This is a genomic window from Pacificimonas sp. ICDLI1SI03 (genome assembly GCF_054740865.1).
This window is the reverse complement of the sequence record NZ_JBSQAU010000001.1, coordinates 1,472,567-1,494,418: the sequence shown is the minus strand read 5'-3', so window position 1 is coordinate 1,494,418 and position 21,852 is coordinate 1,472,567. Positions and strand designations below refer to the sequence as shown.

The following is a 21,852-nucleotide window of genomic DNA, read 5'->3' as shown; positions in this document are numbered from 1 at the left end:
TGTGCGGGGGAAGGCGCAAATCGTGCAATCATAAGAGGGGCGGCCGCCGCAAACGGGCGGGGGCAGCCATCGCTGCGTTCGTGCCCCCTCCCCACATGGGGAAGGGGCCTGACGTCAGCGTCCGGCTTTCACCTCTTCATAGGCCCATTCGATCCAGGGCAGGAGGCGACGCAAATCTTCCTCCTCGACCGTGGAGCCACACCAGATGCGCAGGGAAGGGGGCGCGTCACGATAGCCGTTGAAGTCGTAGGCAACGTCGCGTTCTTCCAGCATCTTGGCGATTTTCTTTGGCACGGCGGCCTGCGCGTCTGCGTCCAGCCCCTCATACCAATCGCCCTGGAACACCATGCAAACGCCGGTATTCGTGCGCTGCGCCGGGTCGGAAACCATGTTGCGCAGCCAGGGGGTCGCCTCGATCCAGTCGGTGACGATCTTCGCATTCGCATCGGCGCGTGCGAACAGCGCCTTCAGGCCGCCGATCGACTTCGCCCATTCCAGGGATGCGATATAGTCTTCCGTTGCCAGCAGGGACGGCGTGTTGATCGTCGCGCCCTCGAAAATGGCGCGGTTCAGCTTGTCGCCCTTCTTGATGCGGAACAGCTTGGGCAGCGGCCATGCCGGATCGTAGCTCTCGATCCGCTCCACGGCTTTCGGGCTGAGGATCAGCATGCCATGCGCGGCTTCCGATCCCATGACCTTCTGCCAGCTATAGGTGGTCGCATCCAGCTTTGGCCAGTCCATGGGCTGCGCAAAGAGCGCGCTGGTGGCGTCGTTGATCGCCAGACCCTTGCGGCCGGGTTCCAGCCAGTCGGTATTCGCAATGCGCGCGCCGGACGTGGTGCCGTTCCAGGTAAAGACGACGTCATTATCCTGCGGAATGGAGGCGAGGTCGGGGATTTCGCCATAGTCCGCATCAAGCGTGGTCAGCTCTTTCAGCTTCAGTTGCTTGACGGCGTCCTGAATCCACACATTGCCGAAGCTTTCCCATGCCGCCACCGTCGCGGGACCGGCGCCCAGCATCGTCCACATGGCGCATTCCAGCGCGCCCGTGTCAGACCCAGGCATGATGCCGATCAGGTAATCGTCGGGGATGCCCAGCAATTCGCGGCTAAGGTCGATGGCGTATTTCAGGCGTGCCTTGCCGACGGCGGAACGATGCGACCGTCCAAGGGCTTCGGTTTTCAGCTTATCGAGCGACCAGCCAGGAAACTTCGCGGTCGGTCCGGACGAAAAGAAAGGACGCTCGGGTTTGAGCGTTGGTACATTTGACATTTAAGTCTCTCCTCACAGAGAGCGCGCGCGGCGTTGGGACCGCGTGGCCCGCCGCCGTACCTATTGGCCTCGCGCCGCATGTCAAACGGTCATTTGGCGCGGCGGGGCGTCCGCCGCGCTATCGCTCCAGGCAAAGCTGCTCGATCTTGTCGGCCGCCAGCGCCGCTGCATTCTCAATGTCGCCCAGGGCAGCCTTGACTGCTGCTTCCTGCCGCGATGCGAAGGCACCGTGGTTCAGAAAGGCGGCGTCGACCGCCTGCCGCAAATCGTCGTCGCGCGTGATGACTTCGCCCATCGTCCAGTGCAGATAGTCGTGATTATCCTGCCATATCGCCGCTCCGTCGTTCAGAAAGACGCAGGGTCGTGGCTCTGCGATGAATTCATAAACCTGGCTGCTGACATCCCCCAGATAAAGATCCGCCGCGCGGGTATAGCTCATGTCTATGCTTCTCTCGCTGCCGAAATCGACGATGATTCGCCCCGGAACGGCGCGTCTCTCCCATCGCGACCTCTCCTCCGGCGACAGTCGGTCGGCCAGCCGGATGTGGGGCGCGATGATCAGGTTCCAGTCGGGCCGAGTTGCCACGGCGTTCCACACTCGTTCGGCATTCGGCCATGATCCCAGCTTCTTTGAAAAATGTGGGTTATATAGGATCGTCCGACGACTTGTATCTAGGCCCAGCGTGGGCGTCGGCGTGTTTCCCAGAACATGGCCCAGCTTCACGGCGCCGGCGGCGGTGACCCGCTCGGCGGGCTGCAGGCCCGACGATATGATCCGGCTGCGGTCCTTGCTGCCTGCGGTGATCACATGGTCGAATCGGGACAGGCGGGATTCGAATCCCACCGCGCGATCGCCCGCCCCGTGGGGAATATGGACCATCTGCGGTGGCCAGCCCGGTATACGACCCAAAAAGGATGATGTGCGTTCCGTCGTCACCAGCGCATTACAGCGGGCCAGGTGCGGCAGGTTTGCAACGACGATGGGCACTTTCAGCGCCGAAACCGCAGGAAAACCGGCGATCAGCGAGGATATTAGCGGCGGACGCCTGAACCGGGTAGCGACCAGATCCGGACAACCGCATTGGCGCGCGATGGCATCAAAGCAATCGACCTCTGCCTGCGTGGCGGCGAATGCGCGTACCTCGACACGCCCGCGCAGCGCCAGCTCCGCCGCGACGGGTGCGCTGTGCGCCACCTGATGACGCCCGCCAATATACAGAAAACCGACCTTGATACGCTTGGGCATTGATTCTTGACGGTCCTGCCTGTCTGCAAGCAGCAATGTCCTGCCCGGATGGCAGGACGGTGGCACTTGGCTGCGTTTTCTATCGTGCCTCTGGGAAAGGGTTCAATCTTTGCTACGGATCGCCGTTGGACGTCAAATTTCGGTCATGCTCGCCCTGATGACATCGTTTCTACGGCCTCTCCATTTGGCATTGCTGCTGTGCGCTGCCCTGACGGCCTGCGCACCGGACAGACCCGTGGTGACGCGTCCGCCGTCGGCGGGCCCTGCCCCCATTCAGACGCCCGCTTCGGGACCGGCAGCACAATGCTATGCCTCGCTCGACCGTGTGCCCGGCCTTGAATATCGACCCCTGGCGCCGCGCCGCACGGCGGAGGGATGCGGTTTCGATGACGGTGTTCAGCTTTTGCAGGTGGGCGTCCCCATATCCGGCATTACCGCCATGTCCTGCCCGGTCGCCGGAGCGCTCTACCGCTGGATCGAGGAGGGACTGCAGCCTGCGGCGCAGCGGCATTTCGGTCAGCAGGTCGTGCGCATTACCAGCTATGGCACCTATTCCTGCCGCAGCGTCAACAGCCGCCCCGGCGCAAGGCTGAGCGAACATTCCTATGCCAATGCGGTTGATATCGCCGCCTTCGAACTCGCTGATGGCCGGACGATTGGCGTTGAAACGGGATGGCGCGCCGGGGGCGCTTCCACCGCCTTTTTGAAGGATGTGCATCGCGCCGCCTGCCAGACGTTTCAGATCGTCATCGGCCCGGACGGCGACCGCTTTCACCAGGATCATATCCATATGGACATGGGCCGTGGCCCCTATTGCCGATAGGGGCGGGGGCGCTATGCGCGGGCGCATGACAAAAGAAGAAAAGCTTCACGACCGCCTGTTCCCCACCAGTGCCGAAGATGCCGAGCGCGCGGCGCACGGTCCCACCGAGCACCCAGCCTATCGCCTTGCCTATCAGGATCTCGATTTCCTGAAGCGTGAGGATTTGCGTTCGGTGCGGCTGCAACTCGAACTGCTGAAACCGGAACTTGTCCAGCAGGAGCGCGGCATCGAATCGACTTTCGTGATCTACGGGTCCGCCCGCATCCCGGAACCCGCCGCCGCCGAAGCGCGCTTGGCCGCCGCGACCAACGAGGATGAGCGGCGAAAGGCCAAAAAGCTGGCCGAAAAGGCGCGCTTTTATGACGAAGCGCGCCGGTTGGCGCAGATCGTGTCCTCCATGCCGCAGACAGACGACGGAAAACGGAATTTCGTCGTCGTCTCTGGCGGCGGACCGTCGATCATGGAGGCTGCGAATCGCGGCGCACATGATGTCGGCACCGATTCGGTTGCCCTCAACATCGTTCTGCCGTTCGAACAGGCACCGAACGCCTATGTGACGCCGGAACTCAGTTTCCTGTTTCACTATTTCGCGATCCGAAAGATGCATTTCCTGATCCGCGCGCGCGCCGTTGCGGCATTCCCGGGCGGATTTGGGACGCTGGACGAACTGTTCGAGACGCTGACCCTGATCCAGACCGGCAAGATCAAGCGCATGCCCGTGCTGCTGTTTTGCCGTGCCTTCTGGGACCGGATCATCGATTTCGAAGCTTTGGTGGACGAAGGGACCATATCGCCGGGTGATCTCGACCTGTTCCATTATGTCGAAACGGCTGAGGAGGGATGGCGGATCGTCGCCGATTTTTACGAGATCGAAGAGGGCGCCGAGGTGTGACTCTTGCCGGCGGGCCTCTCGCCGCCCCTGCGGACCGGATCGCGACGCTGGACATCATCCGGGGTATCGCAATCTGCGGAATCCTGTTCATCAATATCTGGGTCATGGGCAGCGTTTCGGGCGTCGAATATGACGCCCGTCTCAGCGGTTGGGGCATTCTCGATCAGGCCGTCTGGTGGCTGCAGATGGTCTTTGTCGAAGGGACGATGCGCGGTCTGCTGTCGCTGCTGTTCGGTGCGGGCTTCGTTCTCATGTCTGCGCGGGCTGGCGCGGGTCGTTATTTCCGCAGGACTCTGATCCTGATCCTGATGGGCGCCGCCCATGCGTGGCTGTTGTTGTGGCCGGGGGACATTCTCTTCGTTTACGGAATCGCGGGTTTACTTCTCTACTTCGTAAAGGACGTGGATGCCCGCCCGCTTGTCGGCGCTGGCATTGCCATTCTGGTCTTTCTGGCGGGTCTGGGTCTCGGCGGAACGGCAGAGGTCGCCAATATGCGCGCACTGGCGGAGGGCGCGGCCGCCGCAGGCGCGCAGGCGGATGACGCCCGCATCGTGGAGTGGGCGGATTACCGCGCTTCCCTGAAACCGTCGGCGGCAAAGATGGAGCGATCGCTGGAGGCGCGCGCCGGCAGTTTCGCCGAGAACTGGCATTACAAGCTGGGCGTCTCCAATGACTGGATGAAGCCGGAAAGCCTCGTCACGCTGGTCCTCGATGCGCTTGCGATGATGCTGATCGGCGCGGGGCTGATGAAATACGGCCTTTTGTCGGGCGAGGCTGATGCGGACCTCTATCGCTGGATGCTGGTGGCGGGATATGGCTTTGGCATACCGATCAGCGTTGCGGAATGGGGCCAGCTCTACGCCGCGAATTTCGCCCACCCAAACCCGATCCTTTTCTATTCGGACGAGATCGGCCGGGTCGCCATGACCATGGGCCATCTTGGTCTGCTTTTGTGGCTATGGCGGCGGGGGATCGGACGCCGTGCGCTCGGCATTTTCGCACCTGTGGGCCGCCTGGCGCTGACCAATTATATTTCCCAGACCTTGATTTGCCAGTGGGTCCTGTTTCCGGGATTTGGGCTGGGGCTCCACGCCCGACTGTCCCTCTCGCAGCTTTGGGGTGTCGCCCTTCTGATCCTCCTCGCGCAGATCGCGGCAAGTCATCTGTGGCTGCGCTATTTCCGCTTTGGCCCGCTGGAATGGCTATGGCGCTGGGGGACTTATCTGCGGCGTCCGGCTTGAGCATCGGAAAGAAAGCATTGTGCATGTCGGCTTGCGCGTTTCCCCGGTCGACGCCATGTTCTCTTGCATAACATCGCAGGAGACAATTCATGGCCACTACCGCCATCACGCCAGATAATTTCGATAGCGCTATTAAGACGGCGTCGGCGCCCGTCCTCGTTGACTTCTGGGCTCCGTGGTGCGGCCCCTGCAAGCAGATCGCCCCCGCCCTGGAGGAGCTCTCAGACGAGATGGACGGGGTGACGATCGCGAAGCTCAATACCGACGATCATCCCGAGCTCGCGGCCGAATTCGGCATTCGCGGTATTCCCACGATGATCCTGTTCAAGGACGGAAAGCCTGCAGCCACAAAGGTTGGCGCGCAGCCCAAGAGCAGCATCAAGGCATGGCTGGAAAGCGAACTCGGCTAATGCCGACACACCGAGCTGGCGGCCGGATGGCCGTCAGCTTCGGTAATCGGCGTTGATCGTGATGTAGCCGTGCGTCAGATCGCAGGTCCAGACCCGCGCGCGGCCGTCACCCAGACCCAGCGATATGCCGATATCGATGTCGCTGCCCTTCAGATGCTGGGCAACCGGCGCCTCGTCATAGCCGTCGACCACCTCCCCATCTCGCGCCACCGTCACCGTTCCAAAGCGGATGGCGAGACGGTCGCGGTCGGCGGGCTGTCCTGCCTTGCCCACGGCCATCACCACGCGTCCCCAATTCGCGTCCTCTCCTGCAATCGCCGTTTTCACGAGCGGTGAGTTCGCGACGGAAAGGGCAATGACCCGCGCACTTTCGTCGGATTCGGCGCCGTCCACATTTATGGTGATGAACTTCGACGCGCCCTCTCCATCGCGCACGATCTGCCGGGCCAGGTCTTCGCATACCTGGCGCAATGCACTGGCAAATGCATCCGCGCCGGGGCTGTCCCCGCTTTCGATCCTGCTGCCCGTGCGGCCGGTTGCGAACAGCAGGACGGTATCGCTGGTCGACGTGTCTCCATCGACCGTAATGCTGTTGAAGCTTTTGCCATTTGCATCGTTCAGCATGGCCTGCAGCATGGCGGGGGCGACGTTGGCGTCCGTGAATATATAGCCCAGCATGGTCGCCATGTCCGGCGCGATCATGCCTGACCCCTTTGCAATCCCCACCAGCGTGACGGTCTCGCCGCCGACGACCGCCTGTGCAGTGGCGCCTTTTGGAAAGGTGTCGGTCGTGCCGATGGCCAGCGCTGCCGCCTGCCAGTCCGCACTGCCGAGCGCTTCGGCCGCGCTACCGAGCGCATCGAACGCCCGCTCTGCGGGCAGGGGGACGCCGATAACGCCCGTGGCGGACAGGAACACTTCGTCCAAATTCAGGTTCAGTACTTCCGCCGCGCGGCTGCCGACGGCATGGGCCGCCGCCGCGCCCTTCTTTCCCGTAAAGGCGTTACTGTTGCCGGAGGAGACGACCAGCGCCCGCGCAGTGCCGCCGGACAGCCGCTCCCGGCACCATTCGACTTCCGGTGAAGGGCATAGCGACTTCGTTGTCACGCCTGCGACAGTCGTACCTTCATCAAGAACGACTAGGGTCAGGTCCATGCGCGATTCGGGATATCGGTATCCTGCATGGGTGACCGCGATACGCACGCCCTCGACCGGCGGCAGTTCGGGAAAAAGGGCGGGCGCAAGCGGCGAACGTTCTGACACGGTGGGAATAATTCCTTTTGCAATTCTGGAATTCAAGGATTAGCCGAAGCAGGCCTCTCAGCCGAGACCAAAGAGTCGGGGGGTGTATTCAGGCATTAGCTCGTTCATTTTCTCGTGCTATCTTGTTTTCGTGGCGTACCGGTAGCTTGCCCACTTTCCTTTGTTCGGGGGGACTATCATGACAGATCGTGCGAGAGCGCGGCCAGAAGCCATACCGGTATCGAAGCCCGCAAGCGATTACAGGGTGGAACTGGCGCGGCTAAGTGCCGAAAATGCCGCTCTTCGTCTGTCGATAGCGCGGCATTCGACCGCTGAGGCGCGCCTGTCTCTGGCCCTTGAATCGACTGGGTTTGGCGTCTGGGACTGGGACATGAAATCTGGCGACGTCTGGATGTCGAACAGCGCGCTGTCCGTTCAGGGCTATCTGCCGGGTGAGATAGAAACGCGTATGCTGGATGCGGAGGCCTATTTTCATCCGCAGGACTGGCCGCATTGGAAAAAACTGCTGACCTTGTGCGTAAAGGGCCGGTTGGACCTGATCGCTAACGAACATCGCCTGCGTCACAAAGATGGCGGCTGGGTCTGGATTCTGGAGCGTGCCCGCATTGTGGAGCGGGACGAGAACGGCCGCGCCGTACGGATGATCGGGACGCGCGCCGACGTGACGGAACGGCGAGAGAGCGAAGAACGCGTGCGCTGGCTCGCGGTCCACGATCCCCTCACCGGATTGCTCAACCGTGCGCTGTTCGAGGAAATGCTGAGCGCGGCCATTCATTCCAGTAATAAGGAGGGCGGGCGCGCGGGTCTGCTGTTTATCGACATTGATGATTTCAAGGCGATCAACGATGAAAACGGGCATGAGGCGGGCGATGGCGCCCTATGCCGCATTGCCGATCATCTGCGTGGCCTTTTTCCTCCCCCCGCGACGGTCGCGCGCATCGGGGGGGATGAATTCGGCGTGGTCCTGCCAAAGGTACGCAGCATGGCCGGGTTGAAGGCGCTGGCCAAGTCGGCGTTGAGAAAGCCTGATGCGGGTGTTCCATCGATCAGCATAGGCGCGGCGCTTTATCCCGACCTAGCGACCAGCGCCCGGGATCTGCGGCGAAAGGCGGATGTCGCCCTGTACCGTGCCAAGGCAGCCGGAAAGAGCAGGGCCGTCGTTTATGATGGCGCCTGAAACACCGGCGCCAGAAACACCCAATTGATAAGCGACGCGGGCGGCGGCACTCATCCTGCGCGAACGTTTCGACAGCGTCCGCTTCATTGACCAGCAACCCATGCGTTCCTATGTCGCGCGAGCAGTTTGGCGTGGGCCGCGAATGATCGCGTCCGCCGATATGAAATTTGAGGGTAGTCCATGCTCGGGATGAATGCGCTGGCGAAGCGCCTGTTTGGCTCTTCCAATGATCGGTACGTGCGCTCGCTGCACCCCATTGTCGACAAGATCAACGCGCTGGAGGAGGAGTTTGTCCCCCTCGATGACGATGCGCTTGCCGCCAAGACTCATGAATTTCGCGAACGGCTGAAAAACGGCGAAACGCTCGACAAGCTGCTGCCAGAGGCCTTCGCCACGGTGCGGGAGGCGGCAAAGCGGCGCCTCGGCATGCGTCACTTCGATGTTCAGCTTATCGGCGGCATCGTTCTCCATCGCGGCGAAATCGCGGAGATGCGGACGGGCGAGGGCAAGACGCTGGTCGCGACGCTGGCAGTCTATCTGAACGCGCTGGAGGGGAAGGGCGTTCACGTCGTTACCGTGAACGACTATCTGGCCAGCCGCGACGCCGCCTGGATGGCGCAGGTATATGAATTTCTGGGTCTTTCCGTCGGCGTTATCATCCCCGATCTGCCGGAACATGAACGCCGCCGGGCCTATGCCGCGGACATCACCTACGGCACGAATAATGAGTTCGGCTTCGATTATCTGCGCGACAATATGAAATATTCGCGTGGCACGATGGTGCAGCGCCCGTTCAATTTCGCGGTGGTCGACGAGGTCGATTCCGTTCTTGTGGACGAAGCGCGGACCCCCCTGATCATCTCCGGCCCGACGGAGGACAAATCCGAGCTTTACGTAAATGTCGATCGCATCGTTCGCCAGTTGGAAGACGACGACTACGAAATCGACGAGAAGCAGAAATCGATCATCCTGACCGAGGATGGCACGGAGCGCGTCGAACGCCTGCTGGAAGATGCTGGCCTGCTGGAGGGAGAGAACCTCTACGACATCGAAAACACGCAGGTGGTGCACCACACCAACCAGGCCCTGCGCGCGATCAAGATGTTCAAACGCGACAAGGATTATATCGTCAAGGACGGCAAGATTGTCATCATCGACGAATTTACCGGCCGCATGATGGAGGGGCGCCGCTGGTCCGACGGCTTGCACCAGGCTGTCGAGGCAAAGGAAAATGTCGATATCAAGCCGGAAAACCAGACTCTGGCGACGGTCACGTTCCAGAATTTCTTCCGCATGTATCCAAAGCTGGCCGGCATGACCGGCACGGCGGCGACCGAAGCGGCCGAATTTTACGAAATCTACAAGCTGAACACTGTTGAAATCCCGACCAACGTGCCTGTCGCCAGACAGGATTATGATGATCAGTTTTTCAAGAATGCCGGCGACAAATTCAAGGCGATCGTTGAGGCGATCCGCGATGCCACGCGTAACGGCCAGCCCGTTCTCGTTGGCACGACCAGCATCGAAAAATCCGAAATGCTGTCGGAATTCCTGAAGAAGGAGGGGGTCGATCATTCGGTCCTCAATGCCCGCTTCCACCAGCAGGAGGCGCATATCGTCGCCCAGGCGGGGCGTCTTGGTGCCGTCACCATCGCCACCAACATGGCGGGTCGGGGCACCGATATTCAGCTTGGCGGCAATCTCGATTTCCGTGTCGAGGACGAGCTTTCCTCCATGGAGGACGGCGCCGAAAAGGATCGCGAGATCGAGCGCATTCAGAAGGAGATCGAGGCGGAACGCCAGGCTGTGCGCGATGCCGGCGGATTGTTCGTGCTGGGCACGGAACGTCACGAAAGCCGCCGTATCGACAATCAGCTGCGCGGCCGTTCGGGTCGGCAGGGCGACCCGGGTGTCAGCCGCTTCTTCCTCTCGCTCGATGACGATCTTCTGCGTATTTTTGGCCAGGCCAATCTTCTCAACCGCATGATGCAATCCGGTCTGGAAGACGGCGAGGCGATTGAACATCCGTGGATTTCGAAGGCGATCGAGACCGCCCAGCGGAAGGTTGAGGCGCGGAACTACGACGTCCGCAAGAACCTGCTGCAATATGACGACGTCATGAATGATCAGCGCAAGGTGATCTACCAGCAGCGCGAGGAGGTCATGGATTCGGAACGCGTCGACGATGTGGTCGAGGAGATGCGCACCGAAACGGTCAGCGAACTGGTACGCAGCTACGCGCCGCCATCATCATATCCCGAACAATGGGATGTTGCAGGCCTTTCCGAAGAGACGCAGCGCGTCATGGGTCTCGACCTGCCCTTCACGGAATGGATGCAGGAGGATGCGGTCAGCCAGGAAATCTTCATCGACCGCATTACCGAACGTGCCGCCGCCGCGCTCGAGGCGAAGGTGGCCCAATTGCCAGAGGGCAAATGGTTCGAGGTGGAGAAGAGCTTCCTGTTGCAGGCCATCGACACGCGGTGGAAAGAGCATCTGGCGACCCTCGACGCTCTTCGCGGCTCCATCCATCTGCGCGCCTATGCGCAAAAACAGCCGATCAACGAATATAAGCAGGAGGCGTTCGAACTGTTCGAGCGCATGTTGGGTACCATTCGCGAGGATGTGACGCGCATGCTGGCGAACGCCCGCCTTGCCGAACCGCGGCCCGAGCCCAAGCCTTCGGAATTCGTGACGACCCATATCGACCCCTTCACGGGCGAGGACGACAGTTTCCCGCATACGGAGCGGCCCGGCCCGGCCCAGCGCGCGCTGCCGCCCATGCCGGCAGGAACCGACGCCCGGATCAGCCGCAATTCCGCTTGTCCCTGCGGGTCCGGCCGGAAATACAAGCATTGCCACGGCGCGGCGGGTTAGAGGCGGTTCAGTCTCTTTGCTGGTCGGGTATGATTTCGCCCGCCAGCATGTCCCCTAACGTCTAGCGTCCGCTCTATTGGGGTCGAAGTCGGCATGGGTTCCGCGTGCGGAGATGGCATCGCACAGGCGCACCAGCGCGACGCCATAGGCGGCGGTTCGCATATCGATCTTTTTCTCGTTCATCATATCGAGAATTTTTGAGGCCGCTTTTTCGATCTGCTGCTTCAGGTACATGTCGACATGGGTTGAATCCCAGGGCAGCCCCGCCCGGTTCTGCGCCCATTCCGCATGGCTGATTGTCACGCCACCGCCGTTGGCCAGAATATCGGGAACGACCTCTACGCCGGCACTGCGAAGCATGTCGTCCGCGTCTGGCGCGACCGGGCCATTGGCGATCTCCAGGATGGCCTTGCAACGGACATCGCTGGCATTTTTCCGCGTCACCACGCTGCCCAGGGCCGCCAGCGCCAGTATATCGCATCGCGCGGAGAGGATGTCGTTCCGGTCACCCCTCTCGACGCCGTCCTGCTTGGTGTCTGTAACGGAGCCGCCGGCGCGCTTCGCCGCCCTTAACGCATCCACATCCAACCCATCGTCGCGGCGGACCATTCCTGCGGAATCGGATACAGCGACGATGTGATGTCCGGCCTCCGCCGCGCGCGTCGCGAACCACGCCCCGGCATTTCCGAAACCCTGTAACGCAATGGTCAGCGGACCGTCACCGACCCCCAGTTCCCCGCGCACGGCCTGAAGCGCGATTAGCGCGCCGTGGCCGGTGGCGGGGGTGCGCTGTGGGATACCGCCCAGGGATGCAGGCTTGCCTGTAAAGGCGGCAGGACAGATCGACCCTACCAGATCATTATACTGATCCGTCATCCACGCCATTTCCTGCTCCCCAGTCGCCACATCGGGGGCGGGGATATCGCGATCGGGCCCGATTATCTTGGCGAAGCGCCGTACCCACTGGCGCGCCAGCCGCTCCTTTTCCATCAGCGTTAAGTCGTTGGCATCGACCTGCACGCCGCCTTTAGCCCCGCCAAAGGGCAGTCCCATCAGCGAACATTTCATTGTCATCAGAAAGGCGAGCGTCTGCACTTCGTCGGCGGTGACGGACTGGTGGAACCGGATACCGCCCTTTGTCGGCCCCAGCGTCGAATCATAGCGGCACCGCCACGCCTTCAGCGCCAGCAACGATCCGTCGTCGCGCCGCAGCGGTACGGACGCGGCCAGCGTCTCCGCCGGATAATCCAGTCGCGTAACCAGCTCTGTATCGACGTTCACATGTTCGGCAGCGCGATGCATCCGTCCGCGCGCCGCGTGCAGCATTTCACCCATGCAGTGCTCCTCAGCTTATGTTGCAAGCAAAGGTGGCATCGCCATTAAGTTCCCTTATGTTGCATCGCAGCAGGCTGCGGCACATAAGCGCGGTCACTGAATTACGAAGGACTATCATATGGGATATCGCGTCGCCGTCGTCGGCGCGACCGGCAATGTCGGTCGCGAAATGCTGAACATCTTGCACGAGCGGGAATTTCCGCTCGACGAACTCACCGCTGTCGCCTCGTCACGCAGCCAGGGGCGCATGATTGATTTCGGCGACTCGGGGCAGGAGCTGAAGGTTCAGTCGATCGAGCATTTCGACTTTACCGGCTATGATATTGCCCTGTTCGCGGCGGGAAGCGGCCCCACCAAGACATATGCGCCAAAGGCCGCTGCCGCCGGCTGCATGGTGATCGACAATTCCTCGCTTTATCGCATGGAACCCGACGTGCCGCTGGTGGTGCCGGAGGTAAATCCCGATGCGATCATGAAGGCGAAGCGCAACATCATCGCCAATCCGAACTGTTCCACGGCACAGATGGTCGTCGCCCTGAAGCCGCTGCATGATGCCGCGAAGATCAAGCGCGTCGTCGTATCGACCTATCAGTCCGTCTCCGGCGCCGGGAAGGAAGCGATGGACGAGCTGTTTACCCAGACGCGCGCCATCTTCGTCGGCGATCCGAAGGAGAATCAGGTCTTCACGAAGCAGATCGCCTTCAATGTGATCCCGCACATCGACGTTTTCCTGGAGGACGGCTCGACCAAGGAAGAGCGTAAGATGGTGCAGGAGACGCACAAGATCCTGTCGCCCGATATCGAGCTGACCGCGACCTGTGTCCGCGTGCCGGTATTCGTCGGACATTCGGAAGCGATCAATATCGAGTTCGAGAACGAGCTGACGCCGCAGGCGGCGAGGGACATCCTAAGAAAGTCGCCCGGCATCATGGTCGTCGATAAGCAGGAGGATGGCGGCTATGTCACGCCGGTCGAATGCGTCGGCGATTATGCCACCTTCATCAGCCGCATTCGCAAGGATCCGACGGTGCCGCATGGCCTCAACCTGTGGTGCGTCAGCGACAATCTCAGAAAGGGCGCCGCCCTCAACGCCGTCCAGATTGCGGAGCTTGTCGGCAGGAAACAGCTGAAGAAGGGATAATCCCGCTTCGGCACCTTCAATAGAAAAAGGGCCGCTCCGAAAGGGGCGGCCCTTTTTTTTAGGTCTGTCAGCGGGGGCGGCGGCGAACCGCGCCCCCATCGCAGATTACATTCCGGCGCCGCCGAAATTGATCTCCACGCGGCGGTTCTGCGGTTCGCGCACACCGTCGGCGGTTTCGACGAGCGGACGGCTTTCGCCGAATGCTTCCGTCGAGATGACGCCTTCGGGAACACCACGACCGACCAGATATTCGCGGACCGCATCTGCACGGCGCTGCGACAGGCCGACATTATAGCTCGCGCTACCCGACTTGTCGGCATGACCGGCAAGCGTGACGCTGGCCGAACCGCCTTCGGAATAGGCCGTTGCCGCACGGTTCAGCGTATCGGCAGCCTCTGACGTGACGTCGGACTCGTCCCAGTCGAAGAAGACCAGGAAATTATCGGCGACCGGCGCCGGGGGAGGCGGCGGCGGGGGAGGAGGCGGAGGAGGTGGCGGGGGAGGAGGGGCTGCCTCTTCACCACCAAAGTTGAAGCTCAGCGTTGCCAGCGCAGAATGGCTCTGGAACTTGCCGTCCAGTTCCGTACCGTTGCGTGCGACCTGCGTGTAATCAGGGATCCGGAAATAGCGGTACTTGACCCCCACATCGACCCAGCGGGCGATCGGATAATACAGCTCGGCGATGCCCTGATAGGCGAATTCCTCCGTCTTGTCGTCGATGAAGGCCACGCCAGGCTCATAGATCTGATAGATGTCGGCATCGATCTGTGCATAGCCGACACCGCCGCCGATGCTGACACCCACGCCGTCATTGCCGCCAATGTCCAGCAGGGCGTTCAGCATGCCTGCCCAGATACGCGTCGATCCGCCGGCACTGGTAAAGGTGCCGTCCGAATAATTGCCGGGCGCAAGCGGGTCGCGGCCCGTGACGCCGCCGCCCTGAAACCCGACCGGGGAGTCGTTCAATTCGACGATGTTCAGCTCGGCGACCTTGCGCGAGCCTTCCAGCTCGACGCGAAACATGCCGAAATCATAGCCCACGACCGCGCCGACATCATAGCCGTTGCTATGCTTCACGCGCAGGGGATCGTCAGAGGTCGTGTCGACGTCCGCAAGGTCGAATTTGATATCGCTTGCGTCGAAGAAGCCGCCCTCGACACCGACATAGGCGGCCCCGTCGCGCGCCATGGCGGGCGCGGCGGCCATTGCCGACGATAGCAGCAGCGCCGCTACGAGCTTGTTTCTGGTCATTGTGGAAAGTCCCCTTGAATCTAATGGCGGAGGGTTCGCGCAAATATTGTTGCAGGACCGCCGCCTACGCACCTTGTATGACAGTTTGACGTCGCGGGGACTGAAACTGGTGCAAATGCGATAGCTGTCGATCGGTCCTATGGCGCCTATGCTGCCCCTCGCCATCCAGACAGGAGATCGCCCGTCATGTCCCAGCCCTATCAGGAACTCAGCCGCTCGATCGCGGGCAAAATCGCCATCGTCACGGGCGCGGCCAGTGGCATGGGCCGCGCGACGGCGCGCCTTTTCGCGGGGGAGGGCGCGCGTGTCGCGGTCACCGATCTGCGGCAGGAGGATTGCGATGCCGTTGTCGCGGAAATCGGCTCGGCTGGCCTGCCCGGATCGGCGCGGGCATGGGCGCTCGACGTATCCGATCCGCAGGCGATCCGCACCACGGTTGCGGCTATCGCCGAAAGTTTCGGCGGCATCGACATTCTGGTGAACAATGCCGGCTTTGCCCTGCCGGGCGACATTGCCGAGGAAAGTTACGAGGATAGCTGGCAACCGACGCTGGCGGTCATGCTCTCCGCGCATCAGCGCATGATCCGTGCCGCGCTGCCCCATCTGCGACAGGCGGAACATCCCCGCATCGTCAACATAGCATCGACTGAGGGGCTCGGCGCGACGCCCGGCAACAGCCCCTATGTTGCCGCGAAACATGGTGTCATTGGCCTGACGCGCGGCCTCGCCGTGGATCTGGGGCGGGAGGGGATCACCGTCAATTGCGTCTGTCCCGGCCCCATCGTGACCGGCATTACAGAGGCGATCTCCGACGAGCACAAGACGATCTACGCAAAGCGGCGTGTGCCCCTGCGGCGCTATGGCATTCCAGAGGAGGTGGCGCACATGACGCTGAACTGCGTCCTTCCGGCCATGAGCTATCTTACCGGCGCCGCCATCCCGGTCGACGGGGGCATGACGATCAAGAATGCCTGAGGGAAAGGCTTTCGGGCCTTGAATGCATGTCGGTGCGCCGTCATCCCGGCGCGCAGCAACATATCTTTGGGATGCCACCATGACCGCCGTTCAACAGCACCACTTCACGACCTCTGATAATGTCAAACTGGCCTGGCATGAAATGGGACAGGGGCGGCCGCTATTGCTGCTGCATGGCCTCTTCTCCAACGCCCAGATAAATTGGGTGAAGTTCGGAACGGCCAAGCGGCTGGCAGAGGCTGGCTTTCGCTGCCAGATGCTCGATTTCCGCGCACATGGCGGCAGCGGCGGTGATCCCTCGGCGGAATGGCCCGCCAATGTGCTGGCGCGCGATGTCGCCGAATGGGTGCAGCATCTCGGCCATGATGAATATGATCTTGGCGGCTTTTCCCTTGGTGCCCGCACCGCCGTGCACGCCGTCATCAATGGCCTCGCCCCGCGTCGCCTCGCCATATGCGGCATGGGGCTTCGCGGCATCACCGATCAGACGGCCGGGACCGACTGGTTCATTGACGCTGTATCGAACCGTGCCGGGCACAGCCTTGGCAGCGAAGAATATTTCGCCGTTCAGTTCATGAAAACGAACAAGGTCGATCCGGATGCCGCCCTTCGCCTGCTACGCGCTCAGGTCGATGCCGACGAACAGGACATCGCCGCCATCGACATTCCGACCGGCATCATCTGCGCGACCGATGATCGCTTTTATGACGATGCAAGGGCGCTGCAGGAATTGATGCCAACTGCAAGCTTTACGGAAATTCCCGGGACCCACATGTCGTGTGTGTCGAAGCCGGAATTCGGCGCAGCGCTCGTGGACTTTCTAACTGCTTGACCACACTGCGGCTTCGCGACCATTCTATCGGCTTAGATCAGCCTTTCGGAGTATAAGAGTATGCTAAAGCCCATTTCCACCATGGCACTTGCCGTCGCATTGTTGTCCGGCTCCGCAGTCGCACAAACGGATCGCGCCGCGCAGGCGGAAACGCCGGCCGCGGCCTCCGCTGCTGCTCCGACGGTCGCTGATGCCGACGCCTTCGTGGTCGAGGCGGAACAGCGGCTTGCCGACCTCGCCCTCTACACGGCGAAGGCGGCGTGGGTGAACGCCACCTATATCAACGTCGACACCGACTTTCTGGCTGCGCGTGCCGGGGCGGAATACACGGTGGCCGCGGTCGAACTGGCGACCGAGGCCGCGAAATATGCCGACCTTCCGGGACTCAGCTACGATACGAAGCGAAAGCTCGACATGCTGCGTCAGGGAATGACGGCCCCGGCACCGAATGTACCGGGGGCGGCGGATGAGCTGTCGACCATCCTCACGGGTCTCAGCTCTACCTATGGCAAGGGCAGGGGCCTCTACAAAGGAGAGGAAACCCGCGGCAACGATCTGGAGGCGCTGATGGGGACAGAGCGCGACCCCGCTCTGCTGGAGGAGATGTGGCTGTCCTGGCACAAGGTCGGCACGCCGATGAGAGAGGATTATGCCCGCTTCGTCGAACTGTCGAACCAGGGCGCGCGCGAACTGGGCTATGCAGATACCGGCGCCATGTGGCGGTCGGGTTATGACATGGATCCCGACGCCTATGCCGAGATGCTGGACGCCAATTGGCAACAGGTGAAGCCGCTTTACGATCAGCTCCACTGCTATACGCGCACGAAACTCAACGAAAAATATGGTGAGGATGTGCAGCCTGCGACCGGCCCGATCCGCGCGGATCTGCTGGGCAATATGTGGGCGCAGGAATGGGGAAACATCTATGATGTCGTCGCGCCGGCGGGTGCGGGCGATGTCGGCTATGATCTGACAGAACTGCTGGAGCAGGCGCAATATACGCCGAAGGGCATCGTCGAGGCGGGCGAGGGGTTCTTCTCGTCACTCGGCTTCGCGCCCTTGCCCGACACGTTCTGGGAACGCAGCATGATCACCGCGCCTGCCGATCGGGAGGTCGTGTGTCATGCGTCGGCGTGGGACGTCGACAATGTGGACGACATCCGGATCAAGATGTGCACGAAGGTGAACGCTGACGATTTCGTCACGGTGCACCACGAACTGGGGCACAATTATTACCAGCGCGCCTATAACCAACAGCCGTTCCTCTACAAGAACAGCGCCAATGATGGTTTCCACGAGGCGATCGGCGACATGATCGCGCTGTCGGTGACGCCGGACTATCTGGTGCAGATCGATCTGCTGGATCAGGCGGCGGTCCCGTCGGAAGACAAGGATATCGGCCTTTTGCTGCGTCAGGCGATGGACAAGATCGCTTTCCTGCCCTTCGGCCTGATGATCGACAAATGGCGCTGGCAGGTATTTTCCGGCGAAACGACGCCGGAGGAATATACCGATAGCTGGACTGAGCTTCGCCGCGAATATCAGGGCATCGTGCCCCCAGGCGGCGCACGTCCGGCAGACGCGTTCGATCCGGGCGCGAAGTACCATGTCCCGGGCAACACGCCCTATACGCGCTATTTCATGGCGCGCCTGCTGCAGTTCCAGTTCCACCAGGCCGCTTGCGAACAGGCGGGCTGGACGGGACCGCTGCACCGCTGTTCTATCTACGACAATAAGGAAGTGGGTGAGCGTTTGAACGCCATGCTGGAAATGGGCGCCAGCCGTCCGTGGCCGGAGGCGCTGGAAACTTTCACCGGCAGCCGCGAGATGAACGGCGACGCAATGCTCGCCTATTTCGCCCCGCTACAGGCCTGGCTGGAGGAGCAGAACCGCGGAAAGCAGTGCGGCTGGTAGGGTAGCAGCCCTGTCCTGATATTGGTGGCCCCGTCCTAACCCGATATGTCTCTGCCGGAGGTTTCCGGCAGGAAGAAGAATGTCGTGAACAGGGCCACCGATACGACCGCGAACGTATACCACAGGCCGTTAAAGACGCCGCCCGTCTGCACGACGATCAATTGTGACGTGAAGGGCAGCATCCCGCCGAAAATGCCCGTGCCTATGTGATAGGACACCGACATGGAGGTGTAGCGTATTCGCGCCGGGAACAGCTCCACCAGGATGGCGGCGACGGGCCCGAAGGTGGCCGCCGACAGCAGGCTCAGCGCGATTACGCCGATCAGGACCACGGCGTCATTGCGCGTTGCGGGGTTGCTCTCAAGCGGATAGCCCGCCTCTGCCACTGCCTGTGCAAATCCCTCCGGATCGAAATTCAGCAGACGGACATCCGCAATGGCGACCTGAAAGCTTCCTTCCCGACGCGAAAAATCGATGCCGTTCGCGACGAACCATTCCAGCGACTTGGCGCAGTCCCCCTGCTGCACGTCGGCCAAGGCGGAGTAGTTGCAATCGTCCGGTACGCTGATGACAACCGGATTTTCCTCCAGCGCGCGATCCAGTTCCGGGTTCGCCGCTCCCGCGATCATGTGATAGATGGGAAACAGCAGGGCCAGTGTGACGGCATAGCCGGTGACAACCACCTTCCGCCTCCCGACGCGGTCCGACAACCAGCCAAAGAACACGAAGGCGGGGGCGGCCACGATAACGCCCCAGGCGATCAATTCGCGTGCATCCGCTTCCGATACGCCGCTCGTCGATTGCAGGAAGAACAGCGTATAGAATTGGGCATTGTACCAGATCACCGTCAGGCCGGCGGCAATGCCCAGCAGCGCGATCAGGATCAGGCGGACATTGGACCAGCTGTTGAAGCTTTCCCTCAGCGGGTTTGCCGCCGACCGGCCCGCCTTCTTCATGGCCAGAAACACCGGGCTCTCGTTCAGCTTCAGGCGGATCCAGATGCTCAGCGCCAACAGCAACAAAGACCCCAGGAACGGGATGCGCCAGCCCCAGGCATTGAATGCCTCCTCCCCCACCAGCACAGTCGTGCCGATAACCACACCCAGCGCCAGCAGGAAGCCGACCGTCACTGACGCCTGAATGAAGCCGGTATAAAAACCCCGCCTGTGCGCCGGCGCATGTTCCGCCACATAGATTGCGGCGCCGCCATATTCCCCGCCCAGCGCCAGCCCCTGCAGGATGCGAATGGCAACCAGCAACAAGGGCGCCCAATAGCCGATTGCCGCATAGGTAGGCAGCAGACCGATCGCGGCGGTGGCCAGGCCCATCAGGCTGATCGTGACCAGGAACGTATATTTTCGCCCGACGCGGTCGCCCAGATATCCGAAAACGGCGGCGCCTATCGGCCGGACGATGAACCCGACGGCAAAGGTGGCGAGACTGAGGAGGAAGGATAGGCTTTCCGACTCCACCTGCGCGAAGAACAAGCGGCCCAGCAGAGCGGCAAGTGTGCCGTACACAAAGAAATCATACCATTCGAAAACCGTTCCCAGCGAGGACGCGGTAATGACAAGCCTGTCGCGTTGCGGATCGATGGTGCGATCCGTGGCATTCACCTCAGTCACTCAAATCCTCCCCCCGGCTATTTCGCTTGCGATTAGCAGCAGGTGGCCCCCGTGAAAATGATGAACAGGCGGCCCGCTATCTGCGGAAAAAGCAGGGGTACGCGACATAGGGGGATGAACCGGCCTCGCGAGGGCGTTAAGGCCTTCCCATGCTTGTTCACCTTTCCGACCGCAAAGTCATGCGTCTGCACGCGCCCGAGGAAGATCTGGTGGCGTTTCTGAACGGTCTCGTAACCAACAACGTTGCCAATGTCGGCGAGGACACGCCCGTCTGGGGGGCGCTGTTGACGGCACAGGGCAAATATCTTGCGGACATGGTCATTTTCGCAGGCGGTGCCGACGAAGTGCTGCTCGATCTGCCGGCCCAGCGCTACGACGCTGCGGAGGCTGCGTTGCGGCGCTACCGCTTGCGCCGAAAGATCGATATTTCCGAAAGCCGCCAGCAGGTTTTCGCCGGCTGGAACGATCGCCTGCTCGTCGCGCCGAACGATCCGCGATCCGCAGCGCTTGGGAAGCGCTGGCTCGGCGCCGTTGAAAGCGTCACAGGCGAATTGGACGACTATCACGCCCACCGCATGCAGATCGGGATTCCCGACAGCGCCGATTTCATCGCCTTGGGCGAAGAGAAGCTGATGTGGCTGGAATCCGGTGCCGATCTTCTGGGCGGCGTCGACTTTACAAAGGGATGTTTCGTCGGGCAGGAAAATACCGCCCGGATGAATTATCGCGGTAAGGTCCGGAAACGCATTCTGCCGGTCACTCTGTCCGACGACCCGGGATCATCGCAGGATATCACCGCAGACGGAAAGCCCGCCGGTACGCTGACCGGATTTACCCACACGGCCGATGGCTGGATCGGCATGGCACTGCTGCGTTTGGAAAAGATGGACCTTCCCATGGAAATTGGTTCGGTCCGGCTAAGCGTTCGCGTTCCCGATTGGCTGCCGCCGCGCACGAATACGGATGGCGATGACCTCGCCGCGAACGAGCGGGAGGCGGAGCTTGGGTAGGAAGCGTCCGGATCCCCTGAAGGACCGGCGCCTTGTCATCGTGTTCGGCACGATGGCTGCCCTTATGATGGGGTTCTTCCTGCTGATCACTCTGTGAAGGGCGTCGGGTCTCTTATCCGGGGGGACGAGTCCGCTTTTTGATCTCTGCGGCGACCAGGCGTTCGACAAGCGGTGGCAGGTTCTCGTCCAGCCAGGATTTCAGCATCGGGCGCAGCAGATCCGCAACCACACCCTCCAGCGTCTTGTCGGCCCCTTCATAGCCGCGCACCGCCGTCCCAGACAGCGTCTGCGCCGATTGCGCGGGCATCGAGACCGTGTCGTCATCCTGCCGTTCCGGCAACACCTCATCTTCGACGCCGTCGCGAACGATGCGGGCCAGTTCCTGCAGCTCGGGGCTGGCTGACAGGTCGGACGGCTCGCGCTTTTCAAAGGCATCGGCGACCGTTCCCGGCCGTGGCGGTTCAACGGGTTGCTCGTCGCCTTTCGTGATGATCGAGCGGATCGATGCCAATATGTCCTGCATGGACTGTTGAGAGCGCGCGGAATCGGTCATGTCACGCTCTGCATA

Annotated in this window: 18 protein-coding genes; 11 read left to right on the top strand and 7 right to left on the bottom strand. The window is 61.6% G+C overall.

The window, feature by feature from the left end; translation table 11 throughout:
* Nucleotides 1-114: 114 nt before the first annotated feature.
* Both ACSMXM_RS07245 and ACSMXM_RS07240 read right to left on the bottom strand, forming a co-directional pair.
* Nucleotides 115-1,272: a phosphoserine transaminase gene (locus tag ACSMXM_RS07245; protein ID WP_460315235.1), complete on the bottom strand. Its 1,158-nt coding sequence runs from the start codon at nucleotides 1,270-1,272 to the stop codon at nucleotides 115-117.
* 118 nt (nucleotides 1,273-1,390) lie between these two features.
* Nucleotides 1,391-2,518 (bottom strand): glycosyl transferase, encoded by a 1,128-nt coding sequence (locus ACSMXM_RS07240; protein ID WP_460315234.1) that lies wholly within the window; start codon nucleotides 2,516-2,518, stop codon nucleotides 1,391-1,393.
* 157 nt (nucleotides 2,519-2,675) lie between these two features.
* Here ACSMXM_RS07240 and ACSMXM_RS07235 point away from each other — a divergent pair, with 157 nt between their 5' ends.
* The 4 genes from ACSMXM_RS07235 (at nucleotide 2,676) to trxA (ending at nucleotide 5,884) form a co-directional block, all read left to right on the top strand.
* Entirely contained in the window at nucleotides 2,676-3,341 is a 666-nt protein-coding gene (locus ACSMXM_RS07235) for an extensin-like domain-containing protein (protein WP_460315233.1), read from the top strand.
* 25 nt (nucleotides 3,342-3,366) lie between these two features.
* A complete protein-coding gene (locus ACSMXM_RS07230) occupies nucleotides 3,367-4,233 on the top strand; it encodes an LOG family protein (RefSeq protein WP_460315232.1) in 867 nt (288 codons plus the stop codon).
* Entirely contained in the window at nucleotides 4,230-5,474 is a 1,245-nt protein-coding gene (locus tag ACSMXM_RS07225; RefSeq protein ID WP_460315231.1) for a DUF418 domain-containing protein, read from the top strand. The genes ACSMXM_RS07230 and ACSMXM_RS07225 overlap by 4 nt, the downstream gene beginning before the upstream one ends.
* Before the next feature lie 89 nt (nucleotides 5,475-5,563).
* Complete coding sequence (gene trxA / locus ACSMXM_RS07220; protein ID WP_460315230.1) at nucleotides 5,564-5,884, top strand: thioredoxin; 321 nt, start codon at nucleotides 5,564-5,566, stop codon at nucleotides 5,882-5,884.
* Between the two features lie 33 nt (nucleotides 5,885-5,917).
* Here trxA and argJ read toward each other — a convergent pair whose 3' ends face one another.
* Complete coding sequence (gene argJ / locus ACSMXM_RS07215; RefSeq protein WP_460315229.1) at nucleotides 5,918-7,147, bottom strand: bifunctional glutamate N-acetyltransferase/amino-acid acetyltransferase ArgJ; 1,230 nt, start codon at nucleotides 7,145-7,147, stop codon at nucleotides 5,918-5,920.
* Between the two features lie 178 nt (nucleotides 7,148-7,325).
* Here argJ and ACSMXM_RS07210 point away from each other — a divergent pair, with 178 nt between their 5' ends.
* Entirely contained in the window at nucleotides 7,326-8,324 is a 999-nt protein-coding gene (locus tag ACSMXM_RS07210) for a diguanylate cyclase domain-containing protein (RefSeq protein ID WP_460315228.1), read from the top strand.
* Nucleotides 8,325-8,504: 180 nt separating this feature from the next.
* Nucleotides 8,505-11,201, top strand: coding sequence for a preprotein translocase subunit SecA (secA, locus tag ACSMXM_RS07205; RefSeq protein ID WP_460315227.1), 2,697 nt, complete (start codon nucleotides 8,505-8,507; stop codon nucleotides 11,199-11,201).
* Nucleotides 11,202-11,255: 54 nt separating this feature from the next.
* Here the strand turns inward: secA and ACSMXM_RS07200 are convergent, their stop codons facing one another.
* On the bottom strand, nucleotides 11,256-12,536 hold the full coding sequence (locus ACSMXM_RS07200) for a Glu/Leu/Phe/Val family dehydrogenase (protein ID WP_460315226.1): 1,281 nt from the start codon (nucleotides 12,534-12,536) through the stop codon (nucleotides 11,256-11,258).
* 118 nt (nucleotides 12,537-12,654) lie between these two features.
* Here ACSMXM_RS07200 and ACSMXM_RS07195 point away from each other — a divergent pair, with 118 nt between their 5' ends.
* Nucleotides 12,655-13,677 carry an aspartate-semialdehyde dehydrogenase gene (locus ACSMXM_RS07195; RefSeq protein WP_460315225.1) on the top strand — a complete coding sequence of 341 codons (1,023 nt, stop codon included), beginning with the start codon at nucleotides 12,655-12,657 and terminating at the stop codon, nucleotides 13,675-13,677.
* Between the two features lie 105 nt (nucleotides 13,678-13,782).
* On the opposite strand, the gene ACSMXM_RS07190 is transcribed toward ACSMXM_RS07195, so the two are convergent.
* Entirely contained in the window at nucleotides 13,783-14,928 is a 1,146-nt protein-coding gene (locus ACSMXM_RS07190; RefSeq protein WP_460315224.1) for an OmpA family protein, read from the bottom strand.
* A gap of 186 nt (nucleotides 14,929-15,114) precedes the next feature.
* On the opposite strand from ACSMXM_RS07190, the gene ACSMXM_RS07185 reads away from it, so the two are divergent.
* The 3 genes from ACSMXM_RS07185 (at nucleotide 15,115) to ACSMXM_RS07175 (ending at nucleotide 18,649) form a co-directional block, all read left to right on the top strand.
* Complete coding sequence (locus ACSMXM_RS07185; RefSeq protein ID WP_460315223.1) at nucleotides 15,115-15,903, top strand: SDR family NAD(P)-dependent oxidoreductase; 789 nt, start codon at nucleotides 15,115-15,117, stop codon at nucleotides 15,901-15,903.
* Between the two features lie 79 nt (nucleotides 15,904-15,982).
* Nucleotides 15,983-16,735 (top strand): alpha/beta fold hydrolase, encoded by a 753-nt coding sequence (locus ACSMXM_RS07180; protein WP_460315222.1) that lies wholly within the window; start codon nucleotides 15,983-15,985, stop codon nucleotides 16,733-16,735.
* Between the two features lie 60 nt (nucleotides 16,736-16,795).
* Nucleotides 16,796-18,649, top strand: a complete 1,854-nt coding sequence (locus ACSMXM_RS07175) for a M2 family metallopeptidase (protein WP_460315221.1) — start codon at nucleotides 16,796-16,798, stop codon at nucleotides 18,647-18,649.
* Between the two features lie 35 nt (nucleotides 18,650-18,684).
* Here ACSMXM_RS07175 and ACSMXM_RS07170 read toward each other — a convergent pair whose 3' ends face one another.
* A complete protein-coding gene (locus ACSMXM_RS07170; RefSeq protein WP_460315220.1) occupies nucleotides 18,685-20,274 on the bottom strand; it encodes an MFS transporter in 1,590 nt (529 codons plus the stop codon).
* Nucleotides 20,275-20,423: 149 nt separating this feature from the next.
* Between ACSMXM_RS07170 and ygfZ the strand changes: the two genes are divergently transcribed.
* Nucleotides 20,424-21,284, top strand: a complete 861-nt coding sequence (gene ygfZ / locus ACSMXM_RS07165; RefSeq protein WP_460315219.1) for a CAF17-like 4Fe-4S cluster assembly/insertion protein YgfZ — start codon at nucleotides 20,424-20,426, stop codon at nucleotides 21,282-21,284.
* Nucleotides 21,285-21,396: 112 nt separating this feature from the next.
* Here ygfZ and ACSMXM_RS07160 read toward each other — a convergent pair whose 3' ends face one another.
* Nucleotides 21,397-21,837, bottom strand: a complete 441-nt coding sequence (locus tag ACSMXM_RS07160; RefSeq protein WP_460315218.1) for a DUF2497 domain-containing protein — start codon at nucleotides 21,835-21,837, stop codon at nucleotides 21,397-21,399.
* Nucleotides 21,838-21,852 lie beyond the last annotated feature (15 nt).